The organism is Enterobacter sp. ZOR0014 (genome assembly GCF_000798855.1).
Taxonomy (GTDB): domain Bacteria; phylum Pseudomonadota; class Gammaproteobacteria; order Enterobacterales; family Enterobacteriaceae; genus Enterobacter; species Enterobacter kobei.
Genome location: NZ_JTLF01000125.1, coordinates 1 through 15,330, shown reverse-complemented (window position 1 = coordinate 15,330; position 15,330 = coordinate 1). Strand labels below are relative to the sequence as shown.

Sequence of the window (15,330 nt, the reverse complement as noted above, 5' to 3'; positions counted from 1 at the left end):
CGGCCTACAAAACCCGTAGGCCCGGTAAGCGCAGCGCCACCGGGCATAAGATGTTACCGATCGGCCGTCTTATCAAAACGCCCCAGCACCTCGCGTTCATACGCCAGCGCTTTTTTACGGTCGAATTTGTGTTCCCACTTGGCGATAACCAGCACCGCCAGGGCATTCCCCACCACGTTCAGCGCCGTACGCGCCATATCGAGGATACGGTCGACACCGGCGATAAACGCCAGACCTTCCAGCGGAATACCCACGCTGCCCAGCGTCGCCAGCAGCACCACGAACGAAACGCCCGGTACGCCTGCAATACCCTTAGACGTCACCATCAGGGTCAGCACCAGCACGATCTCCTGCCACAGCGACAGGTCAATGCCATACAGCTGCGCAATAAAGATAGCGGCGATACTCTGGTACAGCGTTGAACCGTCCAGGTTGAAAGAGTAGCCGGTCGGCACCACGAAGCTGGTGATAGAGGCAGGCGCACCGTAAGCCTCCATCTTCTCAATAATGCGCGGCAGCACGCTCTCAGAGCTTGCCGTGGAGTACGCCAGAATCAACTCATCTTTCAGGATACGGATCAGGATCCAGATGCTCAGCCCGCACAGGCGCGCCACAATGCCCAGCACCACCAGCGCAAAGAACAGGATGGCGAAGTGCACCAGGATCACCAGCTTCGCCAGCGGCCACAGGGAGGCAAAGCCGAAGTTTGCCACGGTCACCGCAATTAATGCGAACACCCCAACCGGCGCGTAGCGCATCACCATGTGGGTCACTTTGAACATGGTTTCGGAGATAGAGCGGAAGACGGTGACCAGCGGTTCACGGTGCGTGGCAGGCAGCGAGGAGAGCCCCAGGCCAAACAGCACCGAGAAGAAGATGATCGGCAACATCTCGCCTTTCGCCATCGATGCCACGATATTGGTCGGCACCAGTGAAAGGATCGTGCCCATCAGGCCGTGCGCATGGCTCTGCACTTCCGCCGTTGTGCTTTGGTATTTCGAAATATCCACCGTGGCCAGCTGCGACATATCGATCCCGGAGCCTGGCTGGAACACGTTTGCCAGGGTAATCCCCAGAATAATCGCAACCGTAGTGATCACTTCGAAATAGAGAATGGTTTTCGCACCGATACGGCCTAACTGTTTCGCGTCACCGACCCCGGCAATACCGACCACCAGCGTCGAGATCACAATCGGCACCACGATCATCTTGATCAAATGAATAAAGATATCGCCCGCCGGGGAGAGCAGGTTAGCAATCAGCCATTCGCGGCTGTCGCTATGATAGTGGAGATAACTGCCCAGCAAAATGCCCAGCACAAGGGCTAGCAAGATCTGCCAGGCCAGGCTGACTTTAACGTTTTTCATAGAAACTGACTTCCTCAATGAAATCTCCGCACCAGCAAAACTGCATGAATATGGAGACATACTGAAAGGGTATGAATTGTGTTGCGTTGGTTTATGGGATTTTTTAACGCGGCGTATGAGTATCATTTGCGCGACCTGTTGCGCAAGCCTTAAAGAACGACGCATTTCACTGGAAAATGACGGTATAACGCGAGTTTGTCATTATCCTGATAAATAACCATTTGTTATAAAAACGCTTTTTTAAATCTAAATGCGAATAATCGTCAGGCTGAATTATTTCCCTTCAAAGTTTCATTCGCTCGTTTTTCAACCTCTTCAAACAATGCGTGATCTGTAGCCCAAATAATAAACAAAGCTTGTAAAGCCCCTACTATTAACGTTTTTGCGACATATTATTAACATCTTACAAGGAGAAAAAAAGCCATGAGCCAAATACATAAACACGACATTCCCGCAAACATTGCGGACCGTTGCCTGATCACCCCGGAGCAGTACCACGAGAAATATCAGCAATCAGTTTCCCACCCTGACGCCTTCTGGGGCGAGCAGGGACACATCCTTGACTGGATCAAACCTTATCAGAAGGTGAAAAACACCTCCTTTGCGCCCGGCAACGTCTCCATTAAATGGTATGAAGATGGCACGCTGAACCTGGCGGCAAACTGCCTGGATCGCCATCTTGCCGAACGCGGGAATGAAACCGCCATCATCTGGGAAGGCGATGATGCCTCACAGAGCAAACACATTACCTATAAAGAACTGCATCGCGACGTCTGCCGTTTCGCCAACGTCCTGCTGGAAAAAGGCATTAAAAAGGGCGATGTGGTCGCTATCTATATGCCAATGGTGCCGGAAGCCGCGGTTGCTATGCTGGCCTGCGCGCGTATCGGCGCAATTCACTCGGTTATCTTCGGCGGGTTCTCGCCGGAAGCCGTTGCCGGCCGTATTGTCGATTCCAGTTCAAAACTGGTGATCACCGCCGATGAAGGCGTGCGCGCCGGACGCGGTATCCCGCTGAAGAAAAACGTCGATGAAGCGCTGAAAAACCCGAATGTCAAAACGGTCAGTAACGTTATCGTGCTGAAGCGTACCGGCGGCAAGATCGACTGGAACGAGGGACGTGACCTGTGGTGGAGTGACCTGATCGAGAAAGCGAGTGACCAGCATCAGCCGGAAGAGATGAATGCTGAAGATCCGCTGTTCATTCTTTACACCTCCGGTTCAACCGGTAAACCGAAAGGCGTGCTGCACACCACCGGCGGTTATCTGGTTTATGCGGCCACGACCTTTAAATATGTTTTCGACTACCACCCGGGCGACATCTACTGGTGTACCGCCGACGTGGGCTGGGTGACCGGGCATAGCTACCTGCTCTACGGCCCGCTGGCCTGCGGTGCCACCACGCTGATGTTTGAGGGCGTGCCAAACTGGCCGACCCCGGCGCGTATGTGTCAGGTAGTCGACAAGCACCAGGTCAACATTCTCTACACCGCGCCAACGGCGATCCGCGCGTTAATGGCGGAAGGCGATAAGGCCATCGAAGGCACTGACCGCTCTTCGTTGCGCATCCTCGGTTCCGTGGGTGAACCCATTAACCCCGAAGCCTGGGAGTGGTACTGGAAGAAAATCGGCAATGAAAAATGCCCGGTGATGGACACCTGGTGGCAGACCGAAACCGGCGGCTTCATGATCACCCCTATGCCTGGCGCCACACAGCTGAAGGCCGGTTCTGCCACGCGCCCATTCTTCGGCGTACAGCCTGCGCTGGTGGATAACGAGGGCAACCCGCTGGACGGGGCCACCGAAGGCAACCTGGTGATCGTCGACTCGTGGCCAGGCCAGGCGCGTACCCTGTTCGGCGACCACGAACGCTTTGAGCAGACCTATTTCTCGACCTTTAAAAACATGTACTTCAGCGGCGACGGCGCGCGCCGTGATGAAGACGGTTATTACTGGATCACCGGTCGCGTGGATGACGTGCTCAACGTTTCTGGCCACCGTCTGGGGACGGCTGAAATTGAATCGGCGCTGGTGTCGCATCCGAAAATTGCTGAAGCCGCCGTTGTCGGGATCCCGCACAACATCAAAGGCCAGGCGATTTACGCTTACGTCACGCTGAACCACGGCGAGGAGCCATCACCCGAGCTGTACGCCGAGGTGCGCAACTGGGTACGTAAGGAGATCGGCCCGCTTGCTACGCCGGACGTGCTGCACTGGACCGACTCGCTGCCGAAAACCCGCTCCGGCAAGATTATGCGCCGTATCCTGCGCAAAATCGCGGCGGGGGATACCAGCAACCTCGGTGATACCTCAACGCTCGCGGATCCTGGCGTGGTGGAAAAACTGCTCGAAGAGAAGCAGTCCATCGCAATGCCTTCGTAAATGTTTTCTCCCTCTCCCTGTGGGAGAGGGCCGGGGTGAGGGCATCTGATCGCACCTTCTCCCCTCACCCTAACCCTCTCCCACAGGGAGAGGGAATAACTACAAACACCTACCCTACAAACCTCTGGAGACTCTGTGATGAATGACCATATTTGTCAGCAGATAGAGAATAGTGCGCACTACAGGGAGCTCGTCGAAAAACGGCAACGGTTTGCCTTCATCCTTTCTATCATCATGCTGATTATCTACGTCGGCTTTATTATGCTGATCGCCTTTGCTCCGCACTGGCTGGGCACCCCGCTGCACGCGGGCACCAGCGTCACGCGCGGCATTCCTATTGGCATTGGCGTGATTGTGATCTCCTTCTTGCTGACCGGCGTGTACGTCTGGCGCGCGAACGGTGAATTCGATCGTCTCAACAGAGCGGTACTGCAAGAGGTAAAAGCATCATGAAGCGGATCCTGACGGCGCTTGCCGCCACACTTCCTTTTGCCGCCCACGCGGCGGATGCCATCACCGGCGACGTTCAGCGTCAGCCGACTAACTGGCAGGCGATTGTGATGTTCCTGATTTTCGTCCTGCTGACGCTGTACATCACTTACTGGGCGTCGAAGCGCGTGCGCTCCCGTAATGATTATTACACCGCGGGCGGCAACATTACCGGTTTTCAGAACGGGCTGGCGATAGCGGGCGACTTTATGTCTGCCGCCTCGTTCCTCGGGATCTCCGCGCTGGTTTATACCTCCGGCTACGACGGCCTGATCTACTCCCTGGGCTTCCTCGTCGGCTGGCCGATCATCCTGTTCCTCATTGCCGAGCGCTTGCGCAACCTCGGGCGCTATACCTTCGCTGACGTGGCCTCCTATCGCCTGAAACAGGGGCCTATTCGCACCCTCTCCGCCTGCGGTTCGCTGGTGGTGGTTGCGCTATACCTCATTGCGCAGATGGTCGGGGCAGGTAAATTGATCGAACTGCTGTTCGGTCTGAACTACCACATCGCCGTGGTACTGGTTGGCGTCCTGATGGTGATGTACGTCCTGTTCGGCGGCATGCTGGCGACCACCTGGGTACAGATTATCAAAGCGGTCCTGCTGCTGTTCGGCGCCAGTTTTATGGCCTTTATGGTGATGAAGCACGTCGGGTTCAGCTTCAATAACCTGTTTACCGAAGCGATGGCGGTTCATCCAAAAGGAGAGGCAATCATGAGCCCGGGCGGGCTGGTGAAAGATCCGATATCCGCACTCTCCCTCGGTCTCGGCCTGATGTTCGGTACCGCGGGCCTGCCACACATTCTGATGCGTTTCTTCACCGTGAGCGATGCGCGTGAAGCGCGTAAGAGCGTCTTCTACGCCACCGGCTTTATGGGTTATTTCTACATCCTGACCTTTATCATCGGCTTTGGCGCGATCATGCTGGTAGGGGCAAACCCGGCGTTTAAAGACGCGGCGGGTGCGCTGATTGGCGGCAACAACATGGCGGCGGTGCATCTGGCCGACGCGGTGGGCGGTAACCTGTTCCTCGGCTTTATCTCTGCCGTGGCCTTCGCCACCATCCTTGCCGTAGTAGCGGGACTGACGCTGGCCGGTGCCTCTGCGGTCTCGCACGACCTCTACGCCAACGTGTTCCGTAAAGGGGCAAGCGAACGTGACGAGCTGAAAGTCTCTAAGATCACCGTGCTGGTGCTGGGTGTGGTCGCCATTTTGCTCGGTATTCTGTTCGAGAAGCAGAACATCGCCTTTATGGTGGGGCTGGCCTTCTCGATTGCGGCGAGCTGTAACTTCCCGATCATTCTGCTCTCCATGTACTGGTCAAAACTGACCACCCGTGGGGCGATGATTGGCGGCTGGCTGGGGCTGCTGACGGCGGTGATCCTGATGATTCTGGGCCCGACCATCTGGGTACAGATCCTCGGTCACGAAAGCGCCATTTTCCCGTATGAGTATCCGGCGCTGTTCTCGATTGCCGTGGCGTTTATTGGTATCTGGGTCTTCTCGGCCACCGACAACTCGCCGGAAGGTAACCTGGAGCGTGAGAAATTCCGCGCCCAGTTTATTCGCTCACAAACCGGCCTTGGCGTTGAACAGGGCCGCGCACACTAAGCCTTTCTCCCCGGTCTCTCAGGCCGGGGAGTTTAAAACATCACCCATGCCACCAGCGGTGCGATAAGCACCATCGTCACGCCAGAGAGCATCATCACCAGACTTGCCACCACGCCTTCCTGCTGACCCAGCTCATACGAACGCGCCGTACCTGCGCCATGAGACGCCGCACCAAACCCTGCCCCTTTCGCCATCCCCTCCCGAATAGAAAGCCGCAAAAAGAGCATATCGCCCACCGCCATGCCAAAGACGCCCGTCACGACCACAAACAGCGCTACCAGATCCGGCTGCCCGCCAAGCGGTTTAGCCGCTGCCAGCGCAAACGGCGTCGTCACCGAACGCACGGCCAGGCTGCGCTGAATTTCATCGGGCAGCGTAAACAGCCGCGCCAGCCAGACCGAGCTACACACCGCCACCACCGTGGCAGTCAGAACGCCTGCGCTAAGCGACATCCAGTGGCGTTTAATAATATTCAGGTTGTCGTACACGGGAACGGCAAAGGCGATAGTGGCCGGGCCGAGCAGCCACAGCAGCCAGTGGGATTCCCCAATGTAGTTCTGCCAGGAAATATGGCCGAAGACCAGCATGAGCACCAGCAGGATGGGGGTGAACACCAGCGGCATGAGCGGCAGCGCGCGAAAGCGGCGGTACAAACGCTTGTTGGCAAAGTAGATTACGATGGTCGCAATCAGACACAGCACGCTTATCTGAACGTTAGTCATGCTTCTGCCTGCTGATTTCAAAGCGATAGACTTTATCCACCACCCAGGCAGTGGCGCCCAATACCATCAGCGTACTCAGGGCGATAACCGCGAAGATGCGCCAGCCGTCGACCATCAGCAACTGGGCATAGTTCACCACCGCGACCACCGCAGGCACGAAGAACAGCAGCATCTCCGCCAGCAGCCAGCGCGCGCCGGCTCGCACCCAGCTAAGGGGCAACGCGCGACAGAGGATCAGCGTTAGCATTAGCACCATCCCGACCAGGTTGGCGGGTAAAGGCAGGTGCAGCCAGTCGACAAGATATTCCGCGAAAACAAACAGTCCGGCATAGAGCAGTACCTGAACCGGTACCTGGAGTCGTTGCACAACGGCAGGCGTAACACGACTTAACGCCACGGCCATGGGGGTTTTCCTCAAAATTGAGACGAGGCGCCAGTATAGTGAGCGCACGTCAGGGACAGAAATGAATTAAAATCATCGAAGGTATAGTTTCGAGGAATAATCATGGACATAAGAACGCTGCGCTATTTTGTCGAGGTGGTTCGCCAGCAAAGTTTTACCCGCGCAGCGGAGAAGTTGTTCGTTACCCAGCCGACCATCAGCAAGATGCTGAAAAACCTTGAGGACGAGCTGAACTGTACCCTGCTGCTTCGTGACGGACGCAAGCTGCTGCTGACGGATACCGGGCGCGTGGTCTTCGAGCGTGGGCTGGCGATTCTGGCTGAGTTCCGCCAGCTTGAGGCTGAGCTTGCGGATATCAACCACCTTACCAAAGGGCTATTACGTCTTGGCATTCCGCCGATGGTCGGCATGATGATGGCCGGGCCGATTAGCCTATTTCGTCAGCGCTACCCCGGCGTTGAGCTAAAAATTTCTGAATTTGGCGGCCTGACCGTCCAGCAGGCCGTGATGAACGGCGAGCTGGATGTGGCGATGACGGCCCTCCCCGTAGAGGAAGAGAGCGGTCTGGCGACGCTGCCGCTGTTCAGCCATCCGCTGTGCGTGCTCGTACCGCGCTCCGGTGACTGGCTGCAAATTGACTCGGTGAAACCCGAACTGCTCGGCGAACATCCGTTGCTAATCTACAACGAAGACTTCGCCTTAAGCCGCCAGCTGATGACGCTGTTTAACCAACATAATGTGAAGCCAAGCATTGCGGTGCGCAGCGGTCAGTGGGATTTTCTGGCCGCGATGGTTCAGGCTGGCGTGGGGATTGCCATTCTGCCGCAGCCAATTTGCGAGCGGCTGGATAAAAACACCCTGCGCTGGATCCCGCTGGAGAGCGAGCTGCACTGGCAGTTAGGGATGATCTGGCGTGAAGGGGTGTATCTGTCGCATAGCGCGCAGGCGTGGCTGGAGTGCTGTAAGGGGTTTTGGGTGCAGTCTGAATAGTGCCGGGTGGCGGCTTCGCCTTACCCGGCCTACGATTCGAATGTAGGCCCGGTAAGCGCAGCGCCACCGGGCAAAAGCGCGCTACTGATTCTCTATCAACAACGCTTCCAGCAAATCCAGATCGTGCAGCAGCTTTTGCAGCGTCTCGTTGCTGATCTGCCGCGTGGCACGCAGATGGTACAGCTCGGCACGCTCTGAACGCAGCGCCGCCAGGCGGAACCGGCGTTCCAGGTTTTCCTCCTGCAGCGAGCTTTCCACGTCATTACGTCCGTCAGCCCGACGGCGCAGGTTACCAATCACGCGGGAACTCACTTCCGTCAGCAGCTGGTTATCGATGTTCTCGTCTGTATCCGCCGCCAGACGCTCTTCCATTTTCTGAATAGCGACTATCGCCACTTCGGCGGTAGCCGCACGCGCAATACGCTCCTCTTTATGCTGTTGGGTCGAATCACCGGCGTCAATGTGCTGCAGTAAAATCGGCAGCATCACCACACCCACGAACAGCGAGAAGAGGATCACACCTGCCGCCAGGAACACCAGCTCGTAGCGCGCCGGGAAGACATCGCCCGTCGGCAGCAGCAGCGGAATAGAGAGCACACCGGCAAGGGTGATCGCCCCACGCACGCCAGCGAAAGAGGCAATCAGCAGCTCGCGTGTGGTCCAGGAGCCAAACTCCATCGGCTTTTTCGTCAGGAAGCGCACGCTGAATTTCTTCATCGTCCAGAGCCAGCCAAAACGCACCAGCATCAGTGCCATATAGATCAGCACGATGTCGGTAAACAGCATCCAGACTTCAACGTTCGGATCGGCCTCTGCCGCAATCAGCGAGGACTCCATAATGCCCGGCAGTTGCAGGCCCAACAGCAGGAAAACCATGCCGTTAAACACGAATTCCAGCATCGCCCAGGTGCTGTTGGCACGCAGACGCATTGCCAGCGGCGCGCGACGCATCACGCCGGAGCGGGTGATGGTCATCCCTGCCGCTACCGCCGCCAGAATGCCCGACACGCCAATATGTTCGGCAATCAGGTAGGAGGCAAACGGCAGCAGGAACAGCAGTACGATTTGCGTGGCGGGTTCATCACCGCCCCAGCGGCTGAGGAAGCGCAGGGAGCGACCATACAGCCAGCTCACCACAAAGCCCGCGAGGATACCGCCAATCGCCACTTTGAAGAATTCCAGCGTCGCGCCGCCAATGGTAAAGACCATCGTCCCCATGGCAACCGCCACGGCAAACTTCAGGGCGACCAGACCAGAGGCGTCATTCATCAGCGCCTCGCCCTGCAAAATCCCCATGATTTTCTTCGGAATACGACCTTCACCCACAATGCCGGAAAGCGCCACGGCATCGGTTGGCGAGAGCACGGCGGCCAGCGCAAAGGCGGGGATTAACGGGATACCCGGTACGGCCCAGTAAATCAGGAAGCCAATCCCGACGACGGTGACGACGACCAGCGCCAGCGCCAGGCCGAAGATCTCTCGCCCGTGCTCAAGGAATTCGCGCGTGGGCGTTTTCCAGCCATCAGCAAACAGCAGTGGCGGAATAAACAGCACGAGGAACAGTTCGGGGTCAAATTCCACGTGCAGGCCAAACGTCGGCCACGCCAGCAGCGCACCGATGGCAATTTGCATTAATGGCAGGGGGACCTGAAAGGGCAGTACGCGTGTGACCACCCCGGATAATGAGACCACAAGGGTCATGATGAGTATTGTGAAGAAGATTTCCATGCGTTCCCTGTTTGCTGTGTTACTTATGTACTACGGAAGGCGTCGTGCCTTTTATTCTATCTTCTTCAGAGTAACGCAAAAGGCAACGGGATGAGCTCTGAAAATAAAAACGGGCGGCCTGAGCCACCCGTTTTCGCATCAATGGACAACTTAGATGGCCCAGCCGCCTGCGTAGAATGCCACCAGCGCAACGGCGATCACCACGGTGCCGATGTTCAGCTTGCGCCATTCACCAGAGACCAGACGACCAATGACCAGCGACGCGAAACCGATCATGATGCCGGTCACGATGTTACAGGTCAGCACGATAAACACGGCGGTAATCAGGCCAGACATGGCATCCACGAAATCCGCAAAGTCGATCTTCGCCACGTTGCTCAGCATCAGCAGGCCGACATACATCAGCGCTGGCGCGGTCGCGTAAGCCGGTACCAGATAAGAGAGCGGAGAGAGGAACAGGATCAGCAGGAACAGCACGCCGACGGTGATGGCCGTCAGGCCGGTTTTACCACCTGCAGCCGTGCCCGCTGCGGACTCGATATACACTGCCGCAGGCGCTGCGCCCACCAGTCCTGAGAAAACGCTGCTCAGGGAGTCAGTCGTCAGGGCTTTGCCGCCATCAATAATCTGACCGTCTTTATCCAGTAGGTTAGCCTGACCGGCCACCGCGCGAATCGTACCGGTTGCGTCAAACACGGCGGTCATCACCAGCGCCAGCACGCTTGGCAGGATTACCGGGTTAAGCGCACCAACGATATCCAGGCTGCCAATCAGAGAATTGCCCTTGTCATCGCTCAGCGACGGCATGGCGAAAATACCGGAGAAGTGGACGTTCGGATCGAAAATCAGGCCGACAATGGATACACCGATAATGGTCAGCAGAATGCCGCCCGGCACTTTCAGTTTTTCCAGACCGATAATCACCGCCAGACCGATCAGCGACATGATCACCGGGAAGCTCGCGAAATGCCCCAGCGCCACCGGCAGGCCGTCCAGCGGGTTCTTGATCACCAGGCCCACGCCGTTAGCGGCGATTAGCAGCAGGAACAGACCGATGCCGATACCGGTGCCGTGCGCCACGCCCTGCGGCAGGTTGCGCAAAATCCAGCTACGAATGCCGGTAGCAGAGATAACGGTGAACAGCACACCCATCAGGAACACAGCGCCGAGTGCGACCGGTACGCTGATCTGCTGACCCAGCACCAGGCTGAACGCGGTGAACGCGGTCAAAGAGATGGCGCAACCAATCGCCAGCGGCAGGTTCGCCCACAGCCCCATCACAATGGAGCCCACACCGGCTACCAGGCAGGTCGCGACAAAAACAGCTGCTGGCGGGAAGCCCGCTTTACCCAGCATGCCCGGCACAACGATGACGGAGTAAACCATCGCCAGAAACGTTGTCAGACCGGCAACAACTTCCTGACGCACGGTGCTGCCGCGAGCCGAAATTTTAAACATGGCGTCAAGTGAACCGCCGGTACGCGCAGATGGCGTAGACATAGAAAACATCCCCTGAGAGTTTTTATAGAACGTTCATAAGCGTGGTGGAGACGCCACTGCCAGCTAATACGTCAAATCCTTGTTTTGCGTTTGCGACGAAAGGGCGTCACAAAAAAAGCAAACGTTTAGCTCCGCGCTTAAGAACGGGTGGTCAAATTAAGGCAAACGATTATCCAGCCTAAACACCGCCCTTTTCAACTGAACTTTATCGTTTTTCGCTAAAATTCGCTTATGACGCTGAAGAAATAAACAGAGGATGCGCAAACGTTATCGTCTATGCGCAATTTGTTTACATTTCAACCCTCACCCGGGATGGATAATGGCCCACCCTGTTCCAGGGTTCGCTTCCAGCCGGGACTGTTATCGACCTTTTGCTTCCAGGCCTCAATATGCGGCAGATTGTCGATGCCCCCACGCGCCAGCAGGGCAAAGATCGGGAAACTCATCTGAATGTCGGCCATGCTGAGCGCGTCCCCGGCAAACCAGCTGTTTTGAGCGAGATGCGAGTCAATAAAGCGCGCATGCGTTTCCAGCTGGGGATTGAGATACGCTTTCTGCACCCCCTTACCCAGCGCCTTGCCCAGGAGTCGGATGCCTGGCGGCACGGGCGGCTTGCCGAGGCTGTTGAAAACCAGCTTCATTAACAGCAGTGGCATCAGCGATCCTTCCGCGTAATGCAGCCAGAAGCGGTATTGCACCTTATGCGCCGGATCTAACGGCTTAAGGCGCGATTCGGCATCATAGGTTTCCTGGAGGTACTCCAGAATGGCACCCGATTCCGCGAGGATCAGTCCGTTATCTTCGATGATGGGTGATTTGCCCAACGGATGCACCTTTTTGAGAGCCTCCGGCGCCAGCATGTTCTTTTCGCGCTGGTAGTGAACGATCTCATAAGGCAGGGCGAGTTCTTCCAGCGCCCAGATCACACGATGTGAGCGCGACTGGTTAAGGTGATGTACCGTGAGCATGGTCTTCTCCTGTGATTCATACTTTTTAACTATAGAAAATTGAACAACACCGCGAAAAAAATTCGGCTAAAAACCGGTCAGCGACGCTGGCGAAAAAACGGGGCTTGCATAGAATTAAAGTGTCAGCACAATCCGGAACCTCACCAACCAGCTCGACACGAGGGGTGCTGATGTCGGGGGAAACCCTCCCGTGAACCAGCGGGATAGAGAGAAAGACAAAGACCGGGAAAAACTAAAGCGCCCTTAGTGGCGCTTTAGTTCTTTATAGGGTGCGTGTGTATGCCGGGTGGCGGCTGCGCCTTACCCGGCAAACAGGCCGCGCAACCTCAATCTTCTTCCAGCAGCCGCGCCCCTGTCCCCTGCTCGCCCAGCCTGTCACCGGGGTTCCGCAACGGGCAGTCGCTACGGGACAGACAGCCGCAGCCGATACAACCGTCCAGTTCATCGCGCAGCGCAACCAGCGTATGGATACGTCTGTCCAGTTCTTCACGCCACTGGGAGGAGAGCTCCTTCCACTCTTTCGGGCTCAGCGTGTGGCCCTCCGGCAACACCCCAAACGCCTCACCTATCGTCGCCAGGGGAATGCCGATTCGTTGCGCAATTTTGATAATCGCCACGTAACGGAGAACGTCACGGGTATAGCGGCGCTGGTTTCCGCCGTTACGGATGCTTTTAATTAACCCTTTGCTTTCATAGAAGTGGAGCGCCGATACCGCAACACCGCTTCGCTTTGCCACTTCGCCGGGGGTTAAAAGCGCTTTAATACGCGGCAATCTCTTTTCCATAAAACCTCTTTACCTCAAGTTAACTTGAGGAATTATACTCCCCCGCAGAGAAAACGACGAATCAACCAAGAAAGTTGTATCTACAGAGGGGCAACCTTATGTCGCATCAGCAGATTATTCAGACACTTATTGAATGGATTGATGATCATATCGATCAACCGTTGAACATTGATGTGGTCGCTAAAAAGTCGGGCTATTCGAAATGGTATTTACAGAGAATGTTCCGCACGGTTATGCATCAAACCCTGGGTGAGTACATTCGTCAGCGCAGATTGCTGCTGGCGGCGCAGGCGTTACGCTCAACGCAGCGACCGATTTTTGATATCGCGATGGATCTTGGCTATGTGTCGCAACAAACCTTTTCCCGCGTGTTTCGCCGCGAGTTTGACCGTACGCCGAGCGACTATCGCCACCAGTTGAATTAATCACCCTTAGTGCAAAGGTTGCTGCTGCCAGGTCATAAATTCCTGGGGCGGCATCGCTTTCGCGAAGTGCCATCCCTGACAGAACTGGACGCCACGCTTCAGCAACCAACTCACCTGCTCTGCCGTTTCGACCCCTTCCGCAATGGTTTTAAGCCGCAGGCTTTGCGCCATCTCGATAATATGCTCGGCAATCAGGTGGCTGGTGCTGTTGGTCGTTAGCGTATCGATAAACGATTTATCGATTTTCAGAATGTCGACGTTCAGCGAATAGAGATTGTGCAGGTTCGAGTAACCGGTCCCGAAATCATCGATCGCCACTTCATAACCCGCCTGCCGGAAAGCCTGAATCACCGGAGTGGTTTTTGGCACATCAATGAACCCACGTTCCGTCACTTCGATTTTGATTTGCTGGGCACGGACGGCATAGTGGCGCGCCTTGTCAGAAATCATGGCGATCAGCCGCGAGGAGTGGAAATCCGTGGCCGACAGGTTAATTGAAATATAGAGATGCGGATGCTCAGCCAGGAAATGGCCCAGATCGCTGAATACCTCCTCAACGACATAATCCGTAATCCGCTCGCTCATTCCCTCTTTTTCAGCCAGCGGAATAAACTCAGCCGGACTCATCACCTGCCCGTTGAAACCCGGCCAGCGCAACAACGCCTCTGCCCCCACGCACTGGTTGTTCTTGATATCAATAATCGGCTGGTAGTGCAGGCAAAGCTGTCGTTTGTGCAACGCCCGATGCAGCAACCGCCCTGGCGAATTAAGCTCGCGGTGCGTCCGCGACCATACCAGCAAAATAATAATGCTGCAGATCATCCCCAGTGGCAGCGTCAACGTCGCCTGATGGTAGAGCGTTTCGTAAAAACGCTTATTTGACGTCGACACGATAGCGGCAATAGGCCGTTTCGGTGATTTCACGACGGTATAGAAACGGTTATCTTTTTGAAATACCGATTCCTTATCCTGAATCATCGAATTTAATAAAGAAGGATTAGCTTTCTGGCTAACGGAAAAGAATGCATTGGTTACCGTGTCGTACACTCCCCAGGAGAGAGAATGATCGGTAGACATCACTTCGCTGTAAGAAAGCGGATTGACCACCACGACATAATTTCCACGCTGCATATATGTCATTTTATAGCCAGTATAAAATGGCGTGTCGCGAAAATAATAGATAGCGATGTCAGGTTTACGGGTGTAATTGGCAATCGGGATCACGTAAGGTTGGTCCGGCGTAAAAACGGTTGAACAAAGAAGATTCTGACCTTCGGCATAAATTAAATCAGCGACAAACAGGCGGCCACGCACAACGTTCAACATATATTGGCGATGTTCCGGTGTACAAAGTTTACCCTGATATTTTTCGGCCTCGTCCCGGGCCAGATCAACTTGTTGAATAACCAGTTCTGTTTTGTCTAAAGCCAGTTCAGCAAATGTACGGAGCTGAGCGCTTGTTTCCGACACGGCTCTTAGCTGGGCAAACCATAGGGCAAGCATCACCGGCAGCATAACTACCATGATGATCCCTACTACCCTGAGCATTTTGCGCCGCGCGCTACGATTCATTTCCCGCCCTATATCCCTGCATGTTGTACGCCTGTAGTAATGAAGGCCGGATGCTTTGTTAAACAGGTGATTACGTTGCATGAATCATGCGAAGTTAGCAACTGACTTTTAGTATTAAAAATCTTAAATTTCGTTATGACGATAATATTTTCCCGTAAGCTAAACTGTAAGTATTCGTTCCGTTTCAATTAAGGGAAATAATTATCCAGCGAACATGTGGGGTTTGAAGATAACACAACAGAGAATCGATGTTTTATAAATGCCCGGCTATTACCACATTATTTTCAGGATGAGCAAAAAATAACGTGCCACTTATAAAAACCTCGTGGCTGGCCCATCGTGTGTCCGCTCAGCCAGGTATCGGGACCCAGGTACCCGGCACCATGTTC

Annotated in this window: 13 protein-coding genes; 5 read left to right on the top strand and 8 right to left on the bottom strand. The window is 55.4% G+C overall.

The features are described from left to right. Positions 1-53 precede the first annotated feature (53 nt). Positions 54-1,367: a glutamate/aspartate:proton symporter GltP gene (gltP, locus tag L977_RS06680; RefSeq protein ID WP_014882165.1), complete on the bottom strand. Its 1,314-nt coding sequence runs from the start codon at positions 1,365-1,367 to the stop codon at positions 54-56. A gap of 423 nt (positions 1,368-1,790) precedes the next feature. Here gltP and acs point away from each other — a divergent pair, with 423 nt between their 5' ends. The 3 genes from acs to actP all read left to right on the top strand — a co-directional run bounded on the left by acs (position 1,791) and on the right by actP (position 5,848). Next, on the top strand, positions 1,791-3,749 hold the full coding sequence (gene acs, locus L977_RS06675; protein WP_023331810.1) for an acetate--CoA ligase: 1,959 nt from the start codon (positions 1,791-1,793) through the stop codon (positions 3,747-3,749). A gap of 138 nt (positions 3,750-3,887) precedes the next feature. Beyond that, positions 3,888-4,202 (top strand): DUF485 domain-containing protein, encoded by a 315-nt coding sequence (locus tag L977_RS06670; protein ID WP_014882163.1) that lies wholly within the window; start codon positions 3,888-3,890, stop codon positions 4,200-4,202. Continuing rightward, positions 4,199-5,848, top strand: coding sequence for a cation/acetate symporter ActP (actP, locus tag L977_RS06665; RefSeq protein ID WP_014882162.1), 1,650 nt, complete (start codon positions 4,199-4,201; stop codon positions 5,846-5,848). The genes L977_RS06670 and actP overlap by 4 nt, the downstream gene beginning before the upstream one ends. Before the next feature lie 32 nt (positions 5,849-5,880). Here actP and L977_RS06660 read toward each other — a convergent pair whose 3' ends face one another. Both L977_RS06660 and L977_RS06655 read right to left on the bottom strand, forming a co-directional pair. Next, positions 5,881-6,570, bottom strand: coding sequence for an LrgB family protein (locus tag L977_RS06660; RefSeq protein WP_014882161.1), 690 nt, complete (start codon positions 6,568-6,570; stop codon positions 5,881-5,883). Further along, the gene (locus L977_RS06655) at positions 6,563-6,973 is read right to left on the bottom strand and encodes a CidA/LrgA family protein (RefSeq protein WP_014882160.1); all 411 of its coding nucleotides are present in this window, start codon (positions 6,971-6,973) and stop codon (positions 6,563-6,565) included. The genes L977_RS06660 and L977_RS06655 overlap by 8 nt, the downstream gene beginning before the upstream one ends. Positions 6,974-7,075: 102 nt before the next feature. On the opposite strand from L977_RS06655, the gene L977_RS06650 reads away from it, so the two are divergent. Beyond that, on the top strand, positions 7,076-7,963 hold the full coding sequence (locus L977_RS06650) for a LysR family transcriptional regulator (protein ID WP_047625384.1): 888 nt from the start codon (positions 7,076-7,078) through the stop codon (positions 7,961-7,963). 81 nt (positions 7,964-8,044) lie between these two features. Here the strand turns inward: L977_RS06650 and L977_RS06645 are convergent, their stop codons facing one another. The 4 genes from L977_RS06645 to soxR all read right to left on the bottom strand — a co-directional run bounded on the left by L977_RS06645 (position 8,045) and on the right by soxR (position 12,944). Beyond that, a complete protein-coding gene (locus L977_RS06645) occupies positions 8,045-9,691 on the bottom strand; it encodes a Na+/H+ antiporter (RefSeq protein ID WP_014882158.1) in 1,647 nt (548 codons plus the stop codon). A gap of 150 nt (positions 9,692-9,841) precedes the next feature. Further along, positions 9,842-11,191, bottom strand: coding sequence for a guanine/hypoxanthine transporter GhxP (gene ghxP / locus L977_RS06640; protein WP_014882157.1), 1,350 nt, complete (start codon positions 11,189-11,191; stop codon positions 9,842-9,844). Between the two features lie 296 nt (positions 11,192-11,487). Further along, positions 11,488-12,159 (bottom strand): glutathione S-transferase family protein, encoded by a 672-nt coding sequence (locus L977_RS06635; RefSeq protein WP_047625381.1) that lies wholly within the window; start codon positions 12,157-12,159, stop codon positions 11,488-11,490. Between the two features lie 326 nt (positions 12,160-12,485). After that, positions 12,486-12,944 (bottom strand): redox-sensitive transcriptional activator SoxR, encoded by a 459-nt coding sequence (soxR, locus tag L977_RS06630; protein ID WP_023331806.1) that lies wholly within the window; start codon positions 12,942-12,944, stop codon positions 12,486-12,488. Between the two features lie 98 nt (positions 12,945-13,042). Here soxR and soxS point away from each other — a divergent pair, with 98 nt between their 5' ends. Further along, on the top strand, positions 13,043-13,369 hold the full coding sequence (gene soxS / locus L977_RS06625; protein WP_008503387.1) for a superoxide response transcriptional regulator SoxS: 327 nt from the start codon (positions 13,043-13,045) through the stop codon (positions 13,367-13,369). Positions 13,370-13,375: 6 nt separating this feature from the next. On the opposite strand, the gene L977_RS06620 is transcribed toward soxS, so the two are convergent. Then, complete coding sequence (locus tag L977_RS06620) at positions 13,376-14,941, bottom strand: EAL domain-containing protein (RefSeq protein ID WP_047625379.1); 1,566 nt, start codon at positions 14,939-14,941, stop codon at positions 13,376-13,378. Positions 14,942-15,330: the final 389 nt, after the last annotated feature.

Bases quoted from the DNA above. Each gene is read 5' to 3' on its own strand.
- gltP (WP_014882165.1), bottom strand. From the start codon at position 1,367: ATGAAAAACGTTAAAGTCAGCCTGGCCTGGCAGATCTTGCTAGCCCTT.
- acs (WP_023331810.1), top strand. From the start codon at position 1,791: ATGAGCCAAATACATAAACACGACATTCCCGCAAACATTGCGGACCGT.
- L977_RS06670 (WP_014882163.1), top strand. From the start codon at position 3,888: ATGAATGACCATATTTGTCAGCAGATAGAGAATAGTGCGCACTACAGG.
- actP (WP_014882162.1), top strand. From the start codon at position 4,199: ATGAAGCGGATCCTGACGGCGCTTGCCGCCACACTTCCTTTTGCCGCC.
- L977_RS06660 (WP_014882161.1), bottom strand. From the start codon at position 6,570: ATGACTAACGTTCAGATAAGCGTGCTGTGTCTGATTGCGACCATCGTA.
- L977_RS06655 (WP_014882160.1), bottom strand. From the start codon at position 6,973: ATGGCCGTGGCGTTAAGTCGTGTTACGCCTGCCGTTGTGCAACGACTC.
- L977_RS06650 (WP_047625384.1), top strand. From the start codon at position 7,076: ATGGACATAAGAACGCTGCGCTATTTTGTCGAGGTGGTTCGCCAGCAA.
- L977_RS06645 (WP_014882158.1), bottom strand. From the start codon at position 9,691: ATGGAAATCTTCTTCACAATACTCATCATGACCCTTGTGGTCTCATTA.
- ghxP (WP_014882157.1), bottom strand. From the start codon at position 11,191: ATGTCTACGCCATCTGCGCGTACCGGCGGTTCACTTGACGCCATGTTT.
- L977_RS06635 (WP_047625381.1), bottom strand. From the start codon at position 12,159: ATGCTCACGGTACATCACCTTAACCAGTCGCGCTCACATCGTGTGATC.
- soxR (WP_023331806.1), bottom strand. From the start codon at position 12,944: ATGGAAAAGAGATTGCCGCGTATTAAAGCGCTTTTAACCCCCGGCGAA.
- soxS (WP_008503387.1), top strand. From the start codon at position 13,043: ATGTCGCATCAGCAGATTATTCAGACACTTATTGAATGGATTGATGAT.
- L977_RS06620 (WP_047625379.1), bottom strand. From the start codon at position 14,941: ATGAATCGTAGCGCGCGGCGCAAAATGCTCAGGGTAGTAGGGATCATC.